At 43.3% G+C, this 17,712-nt stretch carries 14 protein-coding genes; 2 read left to right on the forward strand and 12 right to left on the reverse strand.

Translation table 11 applies throughout. The features are described from left to right. The 10 genes from ACLOR3_RS00750 to ACLOR3_RS00795 form a co-directional block, all read right to left on the reverse strand. On the reverse strand, positions 1 to 3,384 hold a 3,384-nt coding region (locus ACLOR3_RS00750), incomplete at its 3' end, for a pullulanase (protein ID WP_412036892.1). 155 nt (positions 3,385 to 3,539) lie between these two features. Continuing rightward, positions 3,540 to 4,580, reverse strand: coding sequence for a 2,3-butanediol dehydrogenase (locus ACLOR3_RS00755; RefSeq protein WP_411400001.1), 1,041 nt, complete (start codon positions 4,578 to 4,580; stop codon positions 3,540 to 3,542). A gap of 108 nt (positions 4,581 to 4,688) precedes the next feature. Continuing rightward, positions 4,689 to 5,069, reverse strand: coding sequence for a hypothetical protein (locus ACLOR3_RS00760; RefSeq protein WP_411400002.1), 381 nt, complete (start codon positions 5,067 to 5,069; stop codon positions 4,689 to 4,691). Next, positions 5,066 to 5,707 (reverse strand): TetR/AcrR family transcriptional regulator, encoded by a 642-nt coding sequence (locus tag ACLOR3_RS00765; RefSeq protein ID WP_411400003.1) that lies wholly within the window; start codon positions 5,705 to 5,707, stop codon positions 5,066 to 5,068. Before ACLOR3_RS00765 ends, ACLOR3_RS00760 begins: the two co-directional genes overlap by 4 nt. A gap of 338 nt (positions 5,708 to 6,045) precedes the next feature. Continuing rightward, positions 6,046 to 7,491: an Asp-tRNA(Asn)/Glu-tRNA(Gln) amidotransferase subunit GatB gene (gatB, locus tag ACLOR3_RS00770; protein WP_135782735.1), complete on the reverse strand. Its 1,446-nt coding sequence runs from the start codon at positions 7,489 to 7,491 to the stop codon at positions 6,046 to 6,048. Then, positions 7,491 to 8,957, reverse strand: a complete 1,467-nt coding sequence (gene gatA, locus ACLOR3_RS00775) for an Asp-tRNA(Asn)/Glu-tRNA(Gln) amidotransferase subunit GatA (protein WP_411400004.1) — start codon at positions 8,955 to 8,957, stop codon at positions 7,491 to 7,493. Before gatA ends, gatB begins: the two co-directional genes overlap by 1 nt. Continuing rightward, positions 8,957 to 9,259, reverse strand: a complete 303-nt coding sequence (gene gatC, locus ACLOR3_RS00780; protein ID WP_002884769.1) for an Asp-tRNA(Asn)/Glu-tRNA(Gln) amidotransferase subunit GatC — start codon at positions 9,257 to 9,259, stop codon at positions 8,957 to 8,959. The genes gatA and gatC overlap by 1 nt, the downstream gene beginning before the upstream one ends. A gap of 136 nt (positions 9,260 to 9,395) precedes the next feature. Continuing rightward, entirely contained in the window at positions 9,396 to 9,965 is a 570-nt protein-coding gene (locus tag ACLOR3_RS00785) for a cysteine hydrolase family protein (protein ID WP_411400005.1), read from the reverse strand. Beyond that, complete coding sequence (gene codY, locus ACLOR3_RS00790; RefSeq protein ID WP_048691732.1) at positions 9,965 to 10,753, reverse strand: GTP-sensing pleiotropic transcriptional regulator CodY; 789 nt, start codon at positions 10,751 to 10,753, stop codon at positions 9,965 to 9,967. The genes ACLOR3_RS00785 and codY overlap by 1 nt, the downstream gene beginning before the upstream one ends. Positions 10,754 to 10,937: 184 nt before the next feature. Next, complete coding sequence (locus ACLOR3_RS00795; protein WP_023024219.1) at positions 10,938 to 12,152, reverse strand: pyridoxal phosphate-dependent aminotransferase; 1,215 nt, start codon at positions 12,150 to 12,152, stop codon at positions 10,938 to 10,940. Between the two features lie 212 nt (positions 12,153 to 12,364). Between ACLOR3_RS00795 and ACLOR3_RS00800 the strand changes: the two genes are divergently transcribed. Beyond that, the gene (locus ACLOR3_RS00800) at positions 12,365 to 12,817 is read left to right on the forward strand and encodes a universal stress protein (RefSeq protein ID WP_048789814.1); all 453 of its coding nucleotides are present in this window, start codon (positions 12,365 to 12,367) and stop codon (positions 12,815 to 12,817) included. A 41-nt stretch (positions 12,818 to 12,858) separates the two neighbouring features. Here the strand turns inward: ACLOR3_RS00800 and ACLOR3_RS00805 are convergent, their stop codons facing one another. After that, positions 12,859 to 14,271 carry a Cof-type HAD-IIB family hydrolase gene (locus ACLOR3_RS00805; protein WP_233331209.1) on the reverse strand — a complete coding sequence of 471 codons (1,413 nt, stop codon included), beginning with the start codon at positions 14,269 to 14,271 and terminating at the stop codon, positions 12,859 to 12,861. 64 nt (positions 14,272 to 14,335) lie between these two features. On the opposite strand from ACLOR3_RS00805, the gene ACLOR3_RS00810 reads away from it, so the two are divergent. After that, entirely contained in the window at positions 14,336 to 15,298 is a 963-nt protein-coding gene (locus ACLOR3_RS00810; protein WP_411400006.1) for an asparaginase, read from the forward strand. Positions 15,299 to 15,657: 359 nt separating this feature from the next. Here the strand turns inward: ACLOR3_RS00810 and recG are convergent, their stop codons facing one another. After that, positions 15,658 to 17,673, reverse strand: coding sequence for an ATP-dependent DNA helicase RecG (gene recG / locus ACLOR3_RS00815; RefSeq protein ID WP_411400007.1), 2,016 nt, complete (start codon positions 17,671 to 17,673; stop codon positions 15,658 to 15,660). Between the last annotated feature and the right edge of the window lie 39 nt (positions 17,674 to 17,712).

The following is a 17,712-nucleotide window of genomic DNA, read 5'->3' on the forward strand; positions in this document are numbered from 1 at the left end:
TTCCTTAGTAGACAAACGCAAGACAGTTGCTGTCAAAGCATCTAGTCGAAGTCCTGTTTCTGTCCAAGAGATTCCTTTTGGATCAGTTAGATTGCTAATACCTGCGCGTTCCCCATCCACTAGAACATCTGCCTTTCTAAAGCGTTCGAAGTCCGTTCCTAATGCAAAGTCACGCGCCTTGGTATCGGCATTGACCAAGACTAGATAGACATCTCCATTGCTGGCAGTGATTTGGTAGCCAATCACCTGATCCTCTTCTTCGACTCCATTCTCACCTGGAACCGTCAAGAGCTTGACGCGGTTCTTCACTTCTTCCATGTTGTCCATGCGGAAGGCGTCTGTTGACTTACGAAGGGCAATCAATCCTTTGGTGAAGGCGCGAGAGCGCGTATTCTCTGGATAGAGGGCTTCATTGGTTGCTTTTTCCCAATCAAAGTGGTTGATGGCATCGCTTGAGTCATAAGAATCGTGGATGAAGTAAGGGTAGTCAAATGGTTTTCCATTTTCATCTACTAATAAATGAGATTTGTTTGGAACCTTGTCATCGGAAACAGGCGTGCGGTAAGCTGGATCCTTGAATTGCTTGGTTCGACCATATTCCTGACCAGAATGAAGGAACGGTGTTCCTTGAGCTGTCAGAACGAGCAGGTTTCCTAGACGCAAGCGACGATGAATCTCTGCATTATTGGCTGGGATACTAGGGTCCTTCTTGATAGACTGAGCGATAATATCAAAAAGGGTCAAGTTATCATGGGCCGCAATATATTGGATGACATCTCCTGGGCTATCTGCCTCAAAGTTGGTTGGTTGTGCGATGAGATTCTTAAAGATAGTCGCAATCTTTCGTTTTCCATTGGTGATAAAGGCTGGTTGTCCCTCATTTGGATAACCTGATTTTAGATTGTTTCGAACATCATCTGAGAATACAGCAACGGTGTCTGTTTTCTTCATCCAGGATTGGTCTGCTGGTTGTACAGGACTATTTTCATCACCTGCATAGGTCACCCAGCCTTCTCCCAACATGATGAGATTTGGATTCAGAGCCCGAGCCGCCTTGTAGGCTTCTTCGATAGAGGCCGCATCATGGTCACCCATCATGTCAAATCGGAAACCGTCCACCTTATAAGTATCTACTAAATACTTAATTGAATCGACCAAGACTCGTTTGGACATGTAGTGGGTTGTTCCCAAGCGTCCACCACCAAAGCTTGTCCGAGGCGTACCATCAGCATCCATGAAATGGTAGTAATTTGGCTCGATATCTTCAAAGATGTCCACATTAGCTGTATGGTTATAGACAACGTCAAGCACGACTCCCATTCCACGCTTGTGAATTTCATTGACCAAATTCTTGAATTCTTCAATTCGTTTTTGAGGATTGCTTGGATCGGTCGAGTACATTCCTGACAAGGCGAAGTAGTTCTGTGGATCATAGCCCCAGTTGTAGTTGCTATTGCTTGAGGCATACTCTAACAAGCGCTCACTGTTTTTCAATTCATTAACGTGGTAATAAGACAGAACTGGCAAGAGTTGAACGTGCGTTACACCAAGGTCTTTGAGGTAATCTAATTTTTCAACAAAAGAAGCAAAGGTCCCAAATTGGCTCTTAAGCTCTGATGCCAAAGCCGGATCAGAAGTGAAGTCCCGGACATGAGCTTCATAGATAATAGCATCTTCCCGCTTCTTAAAGTTTGGAATGGATGCATAGGTTAAGTCGCTCGGACCTAATTTACTTGGATCTACAAAGGCTGCTTTTGCTACCTTATGAACCGCATTTGTCTTGGACAATTCACTGTTCCAAGCTGCCAACGATTTGGCATACGGATCAAGAACGGTAAAGGTCTTCCCTTGGCGTTCAATTTCATACTGGTAGAAATAGCCCGTATAATCTTGGATAGCCAGTCCTGAATCAGCAGAAAGAGTCTGCTTCCAAGTTCCTCGCTCCCCTTTTTCTAGAGCCACACGGCCAACTAGTTTTTCAGAATCGTTCTTATCATAGATGACAACGGATACCTTGTCCGCACTTGGTGACCAGAGGGTGAGATCAACCTTCTTCCCTCCTTCATGAAGATGAGCTCCGAGCGTTCCATCGTAGCTATAGGCTTCATCCTTGAGGCGCCAGTTCATTTTGGTGGTGAAGCGATCATTGTCGTATTGAACCGTATAGGATTGATCAACCTGAGAGAAATCTCCTGTATAGGTTACTTTCTTTCCTGCTTCATCTAAAAGCAGGTCCTTAATGGTGACAGAATTTCCTTGAGCATCTGTGATCTTGGTCCGCTTGAGCAATTCTTCTTTCTGTGCTCCCGCCAAGGTCGAAAAGCTGGCTTCAATCTTTTCCTTACCGACATGCTGGGCACCTGTCATACGGATATCGTTGACATAGTATGGATTGGTGTAAACAGTCGGATCATCGTCCCGTAAGAAAATCTGGCTATGGTTCTTCAAGTCAGCAAATTTATAATCTTCTTGTCGAATTTTCACATCGTCTCCAGACTTGCTCTCGTCCAATAATAAGAAACCAAATTCTTTTGCAGCTTCCTTTAAGGGGATATCGATGTAACGACCGTATTTCCCTGTCGCTACAAAATCTGTCCCATCCGGCCAAGTAGCACTGCTCGGATTCTCTACATCTCCCCAATACCAGAGAGATTTTTTATCATAATTTCCATCTGTCCGATAGTAATTGACTCTGACCGTTCCCTCTGCTTGAGGCTGATAAGAATAGACTTTAAATTTGTCATCCAACCAAGCTTCATTCATTTTTGGAGAGAGCAATTCAATGGACTTGTCCCCTGTGATATTGTCCCCTTTAACATTGTTGATGAGGAAGCTAATCTTCTTAGCCTGATCATTTTTAAGCTTGACATCTAGATAATAGCCGTAGTCATCTGTCTTTGCGTCCTTAAAGGATTGGGCACCTGTTGGCCAGTTTTCAGACGGCTTTTCAACATCATCCCAGGTCCAGAGCCCCTGAGTTTCCTTGTTTTCTTCTGGTAGCTTTTTCACGTGAATCCGGATAGTCTGATCAGCTATCGGCTCCTCTGCCTTCACAGACTGAGGAGAAGCCACTCCTTCAGTGAGGGCGCTTACATTTTCAGGCGCAGTGACACTTTCTTCCGCCACTTTTGGGGTTTCACTTGTCTCAGTGTTCGTAGCTGGTTTCACATCCGATGAAGAAGTGCTTGCTTCATTTGACGGGGCTGTCACCACTTCTGAAGCTGCTGCGGGGGGATTGACCACCTCATCCGCACTGACCGGACCAGCAAAGGCTGTTAATAAAGCCAAGCTCGTCGCAATCGCCACCGAACCAACGCCATTTTTCAATCGACGAATCGCATAGACGACTTGTTTATCGCCTGACACAGAAGGTTTCTGTTTCATATCTGTCTCCTTAAAATGATTAGTGTTCAACCAGTATAGCATGTAAGAATTATTTATGCAAGCGTTTTCTCAATTTATACTATCTTTTTATATTGTCCTCCCCAGTAAAAAAAACCAGCCCAAATGGACTGGTTTTATTCATAAAATATACTAATTTATGGCTCAACCAAAATCTTGATTTGCGATTTATCTTGCGTTAATTCGATAAAGCCATCTTGAACAATATTTTCCAATTTGATTTTCTTGGTAACCAATTTTTCAGCAGAGAAATAGCCTTGTTCCATCAATTCCAATACTTTAGGGAAGATGTGGCGATAAGCGATAATCCCTTTAAGAGTCTTTTCTTGAATGGCGAATTCATTAGGATTGATGCTGGCTTCGCGTTCCCAAATAGAAACAACCATACACTCACCAGCCTTATGAACTGCTGCAAGAGCTTGTCCAAGAACAACAGGAACCCCTGTTACTTCATAAGACACATCCGCTCCACCATCCGTCAAGCGATGAATGGCTTCAACGATTGATTCACCTTCTTCTGGACGAACCACAATGGCACCTAGCTCTTCTGCTTTTGCTTGACGTTCAGGGGACAATTCAACCGCATAGATTTTTGATGCTCCTGCTGCACGAAGGGCTTCCACGATCAAAAGACCAATTGGGCCTAAACCAAAGATAACAGCTGTATCGCCTGTTTTCAAAGCAGATTGACGAACTGCATAAACGGCTACAGCAGCAGGCTCTGTAAGCGCGGCTTGCTCATAGCTCAAGCTATCTGGAATCACATGGACTAAATCTCCATCTAGGACACAGTATTTAGCAAACCCACCATCTGCCGCAAGACCGACGAAGTTCAAGTTTGGATCAAGGTTGTAGTCACCAATTAAGTTGTGTTCTGCCAAAATTGGTTCAATCGTCACACGATCCCCGACTTTAACACGAGTCACATCGCTTCCAACCTCAACAATTTCTCCAGCAAACTCGTGACCGAGGGTAACGGGTGCTTTTTGACCAGAATAAACATGCTCTTCTGTTGGAATGAAGATTGGTCCATCCAAGTATTCATGCAAGTCTGTCCCACAGATTCCTGTGAATTTGACCGCAACCTTTACTTGATGAGGTTGTACTTTAGGGACTTCTACTTCTTCGATACGAACGTCCTTCTTACCATGCCAGCGGGCAGCTTTCATTGTTTCCATATGATTCTCCTATTTTTCCATGAATTGTAATTCCCTTTCAGGAAACCCGACAACCATATTGTAAACCCTTTCACAAACTTAGTCAAGAAGAAACAGACGGTTAATATCTTAATTATCGGCCCGAGATGACTCTAGTTTCCAACCGACAATCCAGCCCAGAACAAGAAGATAATTTTCAAAAGCTCCAATAGCATTTACTGGCAAATGATAGTTGAGATAAGCAAATAAATGATTGGTCCCAATTCCGATGCCACCAACAATCAAGGCCAATAAAACCGTACGAAGATAAAACCAATCATATTTGAAATTAACAGCAATGAGAATCACAAGGACCGCCACATTCCAAATCCCAATCTCCCTCTGCCAACCGACAGAAATACCGTATCCCGAATGACTTCCCATATAGGATGGAAAGAATAACTGGAAGATAATCGCTCCAGACATGGCGATAATGACTAGGATAAATAAAACTCTTAAAATACGATTCATCTTTTATCTCCTTTATGAAGTAAATTTTTTATCTCTTTACACCTTTTTTCAGATAAAATGGGAACACCACTACAATTTAAATAGATTGCAATATAGTCTAATTTTTGAGAGAAGGAAATCATTTCTTCACCTGATATAGTTGGATCAAGCCACACATCAATTAATAGAGATAGTGTTGTAGCTGTCTCTAAAGGATATTTACAAGAAAATTCGCCCTTCTCATTTCCTTGATGAATGATTATTCCTACATATTTGGAAAGAATATTTACCGTATTTTTTAAAGAAAACAACAAACCGAACGGTATCTTTTGTGCCCAGTCTATACCAATAAGCTGTTTCATATTCTCATTGCCTATTAAATAACCAACTAATTGTAATAGACGATCTGTTGATGAAACTCCTTCGTTTTTTGACAATTCTTCTAGAAAAATTGATAGGTAGTTCGTTTCTTGCTCCATTAAGAGTTGTAGAATCTCTTCTTTACTTTTGAAGTGATGGTAAACAGCCCCTTTTGACAATCCTGTCGCCGCTACTAAATCAGCCATCGTTGTTTCTTTATAGCCTTTATTTGAAAACAAGGACAAGGCTGCTTGAATAATTTGATCTTTACTTCTTTTTGATTTTATTTCTTGTTTCAAGTAACTCCCCCTCCTCAAAAACAGACTGTCGGTCTGTTTTTTATTTTATTAAATTCAGAAGACTTTGTCAATTAAATTCCATTTTTTATCACCTCTGAAAAAGCAAAAACAGACACTAAAAGGTGCCTGTTAGAATGTAAACATATACTGAAACTTTCCGCTGAGAGAAAAGTGCTAGAAACACAATTGTTTCTAGCACTCGGAATTATTGAGACCCTAGGCTCAATAATTAGTCATGGAACTTCTTCGAAGTTCGCTGACGTCCGTACTCACCTAAGGAAAGTTTCTAAGATATCTTTGTCATGAATCTGACAGACACTAAAAGGTGCCTGTTCCTATTATTCACTATCTTTCAACTTCGCCAATTCTTGGGCAAGTAACTTGAGGGCTACTTGTGGGTTGGCTTGGCCTTTGGTTGCTTTCATGAGGAAGCCGGTGAAGGCCTTGTCCGCGTTCCGTTTACCTGACTTGAAGTCGGCTACGGCTGCTTCATTGTCTGCAAAGACTTGGTGGATGATCGGGATCAAGACTTCAGGATCTGAAATCTGTACCAAGCCGGCTTTTTCGACGTATTCACGCGCGCCACCACCGTTTTTCGCCAAATGAACGAAGACTTTCTTGGCAATCTTAGATGAAATGGTTCCATCTTCGATGATGGCAATCATTTCGACCAAGTTTTCTGGTGTCAATTGAATTTCTTCCAGCGTCTTGCCTTCTGCGTTCAAGAATTGTGCGACTTCACCTTGGAGCCAGTTAGACACTTGTTTGGCATCACCACCAAGGGCTACAGCTGCTTCAAAGAAGTCAGAAGTAACTTTGGTCGCTGTCAATTGGTTGGCATCATAGTCAGATAAACCAAGCTCTGCCACATAGCGAGCACGACGGTCTTTTGGAAACTCTGGCAACTCCGTACGCATTTCTTCGATCCACTCATCTGAGATTTCAAACAAGGGAAGGTCTGGTTCTGGGAAGTAACGGTAATCCGCAGCTCCTTCTTTGACCCGCATAAGAATGGTGCTCTTATTAGCTTCATCATAACGGCGTGTTTCTTGACGAATGACACCACCTGAACGCAAGATTTTCGCTTGACGCTCAACTTCGTATTCAAGACCTTTACGGACGTTGGAGAATGAGTTCAAGTTTTTCAACTCCGTCTTGGTACCAAATTCCTCTTGACCGTATGGGCGAAGGGAAATGTTAGCATCCACCCGCATAGACCCTTCTTCCATCTTGACGTCTGAAATGCCAGTGTACTGGATGACTTCTTTCAAAGCTGTCAAATAAGCGTAGGCTTCTTCTGGAGAACGCATATCTGCTTCAGATACGATTTCGATCAATGGGACCCCTTGACGGTTGAGGTCTACATAAGAGAAACCGTCTGTTCCGTGGGTGTTCTTACCGGCATCTTCTTCCAAGTGAGCCCGTTCAATCCCGATTTTCTTAGTTGAGCCGTCTTCCAATTGCACTTCAATCCAACCGTTATATCCGATTGGCTCGTCAAATTGCGAAATTTGGTAAGCCTTTGGATTATCAGGGTAAAAATAGTTCTTACGGTCAAAGTGCATGTGCTGGTGGATATCCATATTCAGCGCCAAAGCAGCCTTGATCCCAGCGTCCACAACACCCTTGTTCAAGACAGGAAGCACACCTGGGAAAGACCAGTCAATCACATTAGTGTTAGCATTTTGCTCGTTCCCAAAGTGAGCAGAGGTTGGTGAGAAAATTTTTGAGTTTGTATTCAATTCAACGTGGACTTCAAGTCCGATGACTGTTTCAAAGTTCATTAATTGTCACCTCCGAAAATAAGGGGTTGTTGCTTGTGGTAATCCGTCGTAGCTTCAAAAGCCGCTGCAGCTTGGTAGATGGTTTCTTCAGAATACTTGGGACCAATCAACTGCAAACCAACTGGAAGACCTTGCGCAAAACCTGCAGGAATCGAAATCCCTGGAAGACCTGCCAAGTTGACTGGAATGGTCAAGAGGTCAGCCAAGTACATGGCAACCGGATCATGGTTGAGCGAATCCAAATCAAAGGCCACGCTTGGAGCGGTTGGACCAAGGATAAGGTCGTAATCCGCAAAGACTTTTTCGAAGTCTTGGATAATGAGGGTACGGACTTGGCCTGCTTTCTTGTAGTAGGCATCGTAGTAACCAGATGACAAACTAAAGGTACCAAGCATGATACGGCGTTTGACCTCATCTCCGAAGCCTTGACTACGAGTGTTCACGTAGATATCATCCAAGTTCTTGGCATCTTCCGCACGGAAACCATAGCGAATCCCGTCGAAACGTTGCAAGTTTGAAGAAGCTTCTGAAGAAGCTATGATGTAATAAACGGCAACCCCGTATTTAGAATGAGGCAAGCTAACTTCTTCGACAGTTGCTCCCAATTTTTCAAAGTGTTTAGCCGCATTGAGGATGGTTTCTTTGACTTCTGGGTCAATCCCTTCACCGAGGTATTCCTTCGGAAGGGCAATCTTCATGCCTTTAATATCTTGACCGATTTTTGAAGTAAAGTCAGCTACACGAACAGGCGCAGAAGTTGAATCCTTGGCATCTTCACTGGCAATAACATTGAGCAATTGTGCATTTTCCTTAACGGTTGGTGCAAACGGTCCAATTTGGTCCAGTGAGCTACCAAAGGCAATGAGACCAAAACGGGAAACCGTTCCATAAGTTGGTTTGAGACCGACGATTCCGTTGAAGGCAGCCGGTTGGCGGATAGATCCACCTGTATCTGAACCAAGGGACAAGCGGACTTGCCCTGAAGCTACAGCTGCCGCAGATCCGCTAGATGAACCACCAGGCACCTTGCTGTGGTCCCAAGCGTTTTTAGTCGCGCCATAGTAAGATGTTTCACCAGATCCACCCATGGCAAATTCATCCATGTTGGTCTTCCCGATGACAATCATGTCTTTTGCTTTGGCATTGGCAACAGCTGTCGCATCAAAGATTGGCTCGTAGTTATAGAGCATTTTTGATGCCGCAGTGGTCAAGATGCCATCTGTTGAGATATTGTCTTTGACAGCGAGTGGAATCCCTGACAGGAGGTTGTCTGCATCGATTCCTTTTTCATCAATAGCCTTGGCTTGTGCAAGGGCAGCTTCTTCGGCCACCGTTACAAAGGCATTAATCGCTTCTTCACGTCCCTCGATATCGTCAAGCGTCGCTTGTGTCAATTCGGTTGCTGAAATTTCCTTAGAGACAAGGAGGTCGTGCAACTCTTCAATGGTTTTATGGTTGAATGACATTAGGCATCTCCTCCATCTTCTAGGATAGCTGGTACCTTGATGTAGTAATTGTCTTTTTCAGGTACATTTTTAAACAAGCGGTCACGGTCAGTCCCTTTTTCAGCAACATCCGGACGCAATACGGTCTTACGATCCGCCATGGTTGTTGTTGGAGCCACACCGGTTGTGTCCACTTCTTCCAACAATTCCACCATGTCGACAATTTTAGACAAGGTTGTCGCAAACTCAGCTGTCTCTTCTGGAGAGAACTTCAATTTTGAAAGATTGGCAACGTGGGTTACCTCTTCTTGCGTAATTTTCATCTTGCTTCCTTTCGTGAAATGATGATTTTTCAATACCCTCTATTTTACCATATTTTTAGTATTTATGCGGTAGTTTGGCAAGAAAATAGAGTCCGAGGAAAGCTAGGCATTAGGCCATTCTCCTCGAACTCTAATCTTACAATTCTTCTAATTGTTCATTCACCACTTTTGCTCCCAAAACATGTTTGAAATGATTTAAAGCAAACTGGTGGTTTTCAGGAGTGAGCGACGCCACAGCAGGCGCGACCACTTCGATCTGATAGCCCAGATTATAGGCATCCACTGCTGTATGAAGGACACAAATGTCCGTTAAGACTCCCGTCAAAATAACCGTATCTACGCCACGTTCCCGGAGGCGGATATCCAGATCAGTTCCTGAAAAAGCAGAATAATGACGCTTGTCCATCCAAAAGACGCGTGGATCCGCTTTGTGCTCCCGATAAAAATCAGCTAAGGGACCATACAAATCCCGTCCACTAGTCCCAATGATATTATGAGGTGGGAAGAGCTTGCTTTCTGGATGAAAGGGATCGTCTACATCATGAGCATCAATCGCAAAAAAGACATAGGCCCCTTGGTCAAAGGCTAGCTGGGTCACCTGGGCAATGCTCTCAGAAATAGCTTGTGCAGGAGCTCCTGCCGTTAGCCTACCTTCATCCGCTACAAAATCAACGGTGTAGTCAATCGAAATTAACGCTTTAGTCATTAGTAGTCTCTTTTCTTTATTTCTTCAAAAATATCTGGGATCAAGACTTTGAGGTAGGTTCCCTTCATCCCAAGAGAGCGGCTTTCAATAATACCGGCTGACTCCAGTTTCCGCAGCGCATTGACAATCACAGAGCGGGTAATACCAATCCGATCCGCAATCACGGAAGCAGTTAACTGCCCTTCATTTCCCTTCAATTCACTAAGAATAGCGGAAACTGCCCGCAATTCTGAATAGGACAAGGTATTGACAGCCATATTGACCGCAGTCCGGCGACGAATATTTTTCTCATCTTCCTCTCGTTGGAAGTTCAACATTTGAATCCCAACTACGGTACTAGCAATCTCAACCAAAATCAAATCATCATCCGCAAATTCCTTATCATTGCGCCAAATAATCAAAGACCCCAAACGAATCCCAGATACATGGATGGGAGCAATCGTTGTCAACCCATCAGGAAAATCAGACTTTGTCTCTACTGGGAAGATACTTAAATCGTGATCTACATCTAAATTCGCCTCTGTATCATAGACTAAACTGGCCGCTTTCGCATAATCTTCAGGTAATTTTTTATTGTCAAAAAAAGCCTCAACCCGGTCATTATTGGTTTTGTAGCGCATGAAATAACCTAGAAGAGTTCCCTTGCTATTAATAATACAAGCATTACAATGAATGATATCAGCCAGTTGACGGGCAATTGCATTATAAGGCATTTCATCTTGCAACTGTTCTTCAGAACGTTTCAAGATAGATGTAATTTTTCTCGTTTTTTCTAATAATTTAGCCATAATAAACCTCGCATATAGTCAGCTAAAGTATATCATATAAGTGAGGGAATTTCAATCAAATTATCTGAAAATTATTTATTTTTTCTACAATTCTATTCAATTCAGAAAAATTAGCCTTATGTAACAAAATATTCGCTGGATTCATTCAAAAAAAGAAACCGCCTATTAGCGATTTCTCTTACACTTATCGTTTGTATTGTTTTAAGAAACGAGTCATCTTCTCTTGAATTTGAGCCAATTCTTCTACTCGAGGAAGGTAAACAATCCGAAAATGATCCGGCTCTTTCCAGTTGAATCCACGTCCGTGAACCAAGAGAACCTTTTCTTGTTTTAAGAAATTCAAGACAAACTGCTCATCATCATCTACCCGGTACATTTCACGATCAATCTTAGGGAAGATATAAAGACCAGCTTTTGGTTTGACAGCTGAAAGCCCTGGGATATCGTTGATGGCCTTGTAGATAAAGTTCCGTTGCTCGTAGATTCGACCACCTGGGAGCAAGAGTTCGTCCACTGACTGGTAGCCTCCCAAAGAAGTCTGAACCACTTGTTGGGCCAAGACGTTTGAACACAGACGCATATTGGAGAGCATATTGAGCCCTTCGATATAGCCCTTCACATGGTGTTTTGGTCCAGACAAGACCATCCAACCCACACGGAAGCCCGCGATGCGGTGTGATTTGGACAAACCGTTCATGCTGACACAGAACAAATCTGGCGCGAGACTAGCAATGGCTGTGTGTTTGGCACCATCCATGACCAAGCGATCATAAATTTCATCTGCAAAGATAATCAAGCCATGTTGACGAGCAATTTCGACAATTTCCAAAAGAATCTCATCTGGATAGAGAGCTCCGGTCGGGTTATTTGGGTTAATCACGACGATAGCCTTGGTGTTTGAAGTGATTTTCGACTTGATATCATCAATATCAGGATACCACTCAGCCTCTTCATCACAAACATAGTGTACTGCATTTCCACCTGCTAGGCTGACCGCTGCTGTCCAAAGAGGATAGTCTGGCATTGGCACAAGTACTTCATCTCCATTATCCAGCAAGCCTTGCATGGACATCACAATCAACTCACTGACACCATTTCCGATATAGATATCATCAATCTCAACATTCGGAATCTTTTTCAATTGGCTATACTGCATAATGGCCTTACGGGCAGAAAAAATTCCTTTTGAATCTGAATACCCTTCACTATCCCGAGCATTCATAATCAAATCATGAATGACTTCGTCGGGAGCCGTGAACCCAAATTCAGCCGGATTTCCTGTATTTAAGCGAAGGATTTTCTCCCCGTTTGCCCGCATGCGCATCGCTTCTTCTAAGACTGGACCACGAATATCGTAAGCAACGTGCTCTAGCTTGACGGACTTATTGTATTCTTTCATGATTTTTTCCTCACTTTATCAAACTGCTTCCATTATACCACTAGTTAATCTGGAGTACAACTGAGCAACCTCTTTCATTCTCAATGAAATCCTATAGATATCTGATTTGACCTTTACTTTCTATGGTAAAAGGTTTAAAATATAATTATAGGTAACATAAATGGGTTCTTCCATTTCTTTTCACGTTTTCAAGCAGTAAAGGAGGACGGAACATGTCTCAAAAATACGAAAACATCATGGTTGCAGTTGATGGATCTCGCGAAGCTGAACTTGCTTTTGAGAAAGGGGTCAATGTTGCGTTGCGAAACGGATCTAAACTTACCCTTGCTCATGTCGTTGATACACGTGCCTTACAAAGTGTCTCTAGTTTTGATGCTGAGGTGTATGAAGGATTCCAAACAGAAGCTAATGAACTTTTAGAAGGGTATATCAAGCGTGCTAAAGAAGCCGGTGTCCAAAACATTGCTTCGGTGATTGAAATGGGGAATCCAAAAGTCCTCTTAGCGACTGATATCCCTGATGCAGAGGGAGTTGATCTCATCATGGTTGGGGCAACTGGTCTAAATGCTTTTGAACGTTTACTAGTCGGGTCTTCATCTGAATACATTCTCCGCCATGCCAAAGTCGATTTGTTAGTGGTTCGTGAGACAGAAAAGACCTTATAAACTTTATAAAAACCAAAAGGTGTGAAGGAAAAGGAATTTCCTCACACCTTTTTATTTTCTTCAGTTTCTGCTGTTTTTTCAGAGTAGTGTTTTTGATAAGCTTTGATTTGCCGTTCCAACTCTTTTTGAATGGCTGGCTCAGGTGCATACTTTTCTTCCCAGTCGTTCGGTTTTAAAATTTTATGCGTGACTTCATCAAAGTGAGCCTGACCATCTGGGAAAATCTTCCCCATGTTTGCACGGTGAACAATCTCAAAGACCTCTTCCGGATCGACCCCCATTAGAACAAAACTACCATAAGTCAGATAGAGCGTATCAATCAAGGCATCGACCTGCCCCACCATGGAGATCTCAGCTGGATGCTTGCTACGAACCTTATTGGCTGCCTCATCTAGGGCTTGATGCAAGCTTTCGATTGAACGATCAAAGGTTGCTTCATCCTTGCTCGCTGCCCGAATAAATTCAACCAATTCCTCCTGCTTAAACATGGTTCGGTAAAGAGCCTCTTGATTGTCCCAGGCCTTTGGTTCTTCCTGAGTTTGACCATCCATGAGTTGATGGAAGGCTTTGACCTTATTAAAGTGATCGTCGCGACTAACAAACAGTGACTGATCCGTGATAATGCCAAAATGTTCCAGCGCTTTTTGGATCCCGTCTTTGGTATTACTGGTCGTCGTATGCTGAGCTACTTCTTTGACCCTGCTGGTTCCATTGCCCATCGCAATCGATAAGCCAACACCCGAGAGCATTTCCAAGTCATTATCTGAATCTCCAAAGGCCATCACCTGGTCCATTGAAAATCCAAATTCTTCTCCTACGATCCGAATCCCTTCCAATTTTGAGTTGTCTGGATTGATAACGTCCGCCGCAAAGGGGCTGGAACGCGTAAATTTTAATTCAGGAAAAGCTTGCTCAACTTTTTGAGTGTCTTTAGGACTAGCTAATAAGAGAACCTGATAAACCGGTCCTTGGGCAATTTGTTGCAGTTGCTTTTGATCCTGAGGGACAGCCTTGCTAACCACCTTGTTGAAGCCCTGACTAACTGCCTTCGAAAAGCCTTTTGGTACAAACCGTGCAGACCATAGAGAAATCGGACTCAGACCAAAACTCATAATGCGAGAGCCTTCAACTCCATCTTCTGTTCCTAAGGCGATCTCAATGCGATGTTTTTTTGCGTAGTCAATCAAGTCATGCAGATTCTTCTTATCAATTGGAGAAGCAGATAAGACCTTGTCCTTGGTAAAAATATACTGACCATTATAGGTGACCGCAAAATCAAAGTCATAGCGCTCGATAAAAGGACGGACAAAGAAGGGTCCTCGCCCTGTTGCCAAACCAACAAAAATTCCTTGTTCCTTTAAGGCGCGAATGGCTTTTTCAGTTGACTTCAAGACCATTCGACTATCATTGACCAAGGTTCCGTCAATGTCAAAAAAGACCGCTTTTATTTCCATGATGACTGCTTTCTTTCCGTTTTATGATACAATAAATTATAACACACATTCCAAGGAGACACACATGATTAAGAAAATTTTGGCCCTTCATACAGGAGGGACCATCTCCATGCAGGCGGATGACTCTGGAGCTGTCGTGACCAATTCATCCAACCCCATGAACCATATTGATCTGTTACTGGCAGGGGTTGAGCTTACTTCAGAAGATTTTTTAAATTTACCCAGCCCTCATGTAACTCCTCAGCACATGTTACAACTCTATCATAAGATTCAGAAAGAGGCTTCCCAGTATGATGGGATTGTCATTACCCATGGTACCGATACTCTTGAAGAAACAGCCTACTTCTTAGATACCATGGACTTGCCAACTATTTCGGTAGTCCTGACAGGAGCCATGAGAAGCTCCAATGAATTAGGAAGCGACGGCGTCTATAACTATCTGACCGCCATCCGAGTAGCAGCAGATCCCAAATCACAAGACAAGGGTGTCTTGGTCGTGATGAATGATGAAGTCCATGCAGCCAAGTACGTGACCAAAACACATACCACCAATGTCAGCACCTTCCAGACCCCCACACATGGCCCTCTAGGCTTGGTCATGAAAAAAGAAGTTCTTTTCTTCAAAACAGCTGAACCCCGTGTGCGTTTTGATTTGCAAGAAATCAAGGGAGTTGTCCCCATCATTTCAGCCTATGCTGGCATGAAAACAGAACTCCTTGACCTACTAGATGTCCAACAAATGGATGGTTTGATCATTGAAGCCTTTGGAGCTGGAAATCTTCCTAAGGAAGTAGCTGAGAAACTCTTTGAATTTCAAGAGGCTGGCCTTCCTATTGCCTTGGTTTCCCGTTGCTTCAATGGAATTGCGGAACCTGTCTATGCTTACGATGGGGGCGGAGTCAAACTTCACGAGCACGGCATCTTCTTTGTCAAAGAGCTCAATGCAGCTAAGGCCCGGCTGAAACTATTGATTGCTCTCAATGCCGGATTAAAAGGCGATGAATTGAGAGACTATATAGAAGGTTAAAATATAGATAGAAGGCACGATGATGGATACATCAGCCTTTTGTATTTAAAAATAGCTCTGATGGACTGAGATAATGATTGACAAGATGAATTTTAACATGGTTCGCATAGCTAAGACCTCTTTTCTATTTTTTACGATTATAGGTCCACAAACTTAAATTAAGATAAAAAGAGAGTGGGACAGAAATCGGTAATTCGTTAGAATTCGATTTCGTCGTCCCACCTCCGCACAGTTGAGTAGGGCTGTAAAAGCTGATGAAATCAGCGTAGTAGAGCCCACTCAACCACTGCGTCTTGCTCGACAATCCAAAGACAATTGAGAGGCTAGGACTTTTGTCCCAGCTTCTTTCTTATCCCTTCTTAATCCAGGTGTTCTTTCTGCTCCAAATGTAGAGACAGACAGTGCCAATCTGGATTCTCTCGCCAATTAGGAGTCGTGACCACCTGAATAGCTACCTTTCGTGCTTCCTCTAAGATTGGATAATCTTCAATGAGGTTGGCTACCTGAAATTCTGGTATACCTGATTGACGCGTTCCAAAGATTTCCCCAGATCCTCGTAGCTTGAGGTCTTCTTCTGCCAAGACAAACCCATTGGTGGTTTCGGTCATGATTTTCATCCGACGCTTACCAGATTCTGTTTTGGGATTGGCAACTAATACTGCGTAAGACTGCTTATCACCACGCCCTACCCGACCTCTCAACTGGTGCAATTGGCTCAAACCAAAGCGGTCTGCATCCATAATAATCATGACGGTAGCATTGGGAACATTGACGCCGACCTCGATTACAGTTGTAGAAACTAGTAAGTCAATTTCTCCCTGCTTAAAGGCCTGCATAATGGCCTCTTTTTCTTCCCCCTTCATCTTACCATGAAGGAGAGCAATACGGGCTCGGTCTCCAAAATAAGCAATCAATTCTTCCTCTAAGGCAATAGCATTTTTGAGGTCCAAGGCTTCAGATTCTTCAATCAAGGGAGAAATGACATAGGCTTGGGAACCTTTTTGGATTTCTTTGACCAGCCAATCCAAGACTAAATTTAACTGTTGATGCTTGACCCAGCGGGTGATAATCTCTTTTCGACCTGCTGGCATTTGGTCGATAATCGAAACATCCATATCTCCAAAAGCAGTGATTGCTAGAGTCCGGGGAATTGGGGTCGCTGTCATCATCAAGACATCCGGATTTTGGCCCTTTTCACGCAGGATCCGTCTTTGGTCTACACCGAAACGGTGCTGCTCATCAATAATGACCAATCCGAGATCATGAAAATGAACCCCCTCCTGAATCAAGGCATGGGTTCCCACAATAAGGTCCACTTGCCCTGTCTGAATCAATTCCAAGCGTTCTCTTCTCTCCGCAGCTTTTAGACTGCCTGTTAAAAGAAGAATTCTAAGACTAGGAAAGAGAGAGGTCAAACTTTGTAAATGTTGCTCAGCTAAGATTTCAGTTGGGACCATCAAGGCCGCTTGCTTGCCAGCTGTCACAGCAGCATACATGGCCAACCCAGCCACAACGGTCTTCCCGCTTCCGACATCTCCTTGCAAGAGGCGATTCATGTGGTAAGGAGAGCGCATATCTGCTAGAATTTCGTTCAGACTTCGCTCCTGGGCTTCTGTTAACCTAAATGGAAGTTTAGCTTGAAGAGCTTTTAACTTCTTCTCATCCCAATCCAGCACGATTCCCTGTCCAACGGAACGATTTTCTTCCTTCAAGACCTGCAGTTGCAATTGGAAAAAGAGTAGTTCTTCAAATTTTACTCGTCTCAGGGCCTGCTTGTATTCCTCAAGATCCTTGGGAAAATGCATAGCCCTGACCGCTTGTCTGCGAGAAAGCAAGTGGTACTTATCCATTAAAATCTGGGGTAAATTTTCTTCCAACAAGTTGTCTAAACCTGCTTCAAAAGCCGTTTTGATGACCTTTACTAGAGCAGACTGACTCACCCCTTGAGATAAGCGATAGACCGGTTGGAGATCATCTTCGACTTGGGCTAACAGCTTCATCCCTGTCAAGGCTCCCTTGGCCTTGTCCCACTTACCAAAGACAGCCACCGTTTGCCCTAGTTCAATCTTGTCTGCCAGATAGGGCTGGTTAAAGAAACTAACTGCTAGGACCAGCTCCCCTTGTTTAATGGTAAAGCGAAGCCGGTTACGCTTGTAACCATAATACTGGACATTGGCTGGAGTGGCAACAATTCCAGAAACAACTGCTTTTTCTCCATCTTCCAGATCTAAAACATTTTTTGATTTAAAATCTTCATACCGAAATGGGAAGTAGAGCAAGAGATCCTCAACCGTTTCGATTCCCAATTTTTTGTATTTCTCTGCTGATTTCGGTCCAATTCCTGGCAGGACAGAAAGTGGTTGGTGTAAGTTCATTCTTTCCTCCTAGATAAGAAAGGAGGCTGGGACCACCGT

It is taken from the genome of Streptococcus intestinihominis, from assembly GCF_046824975.1.
Lineage (GTDB): Bacteria > Bacillota > Bacilli > Lactobacillales > Streptococcaceae > Streptococcus.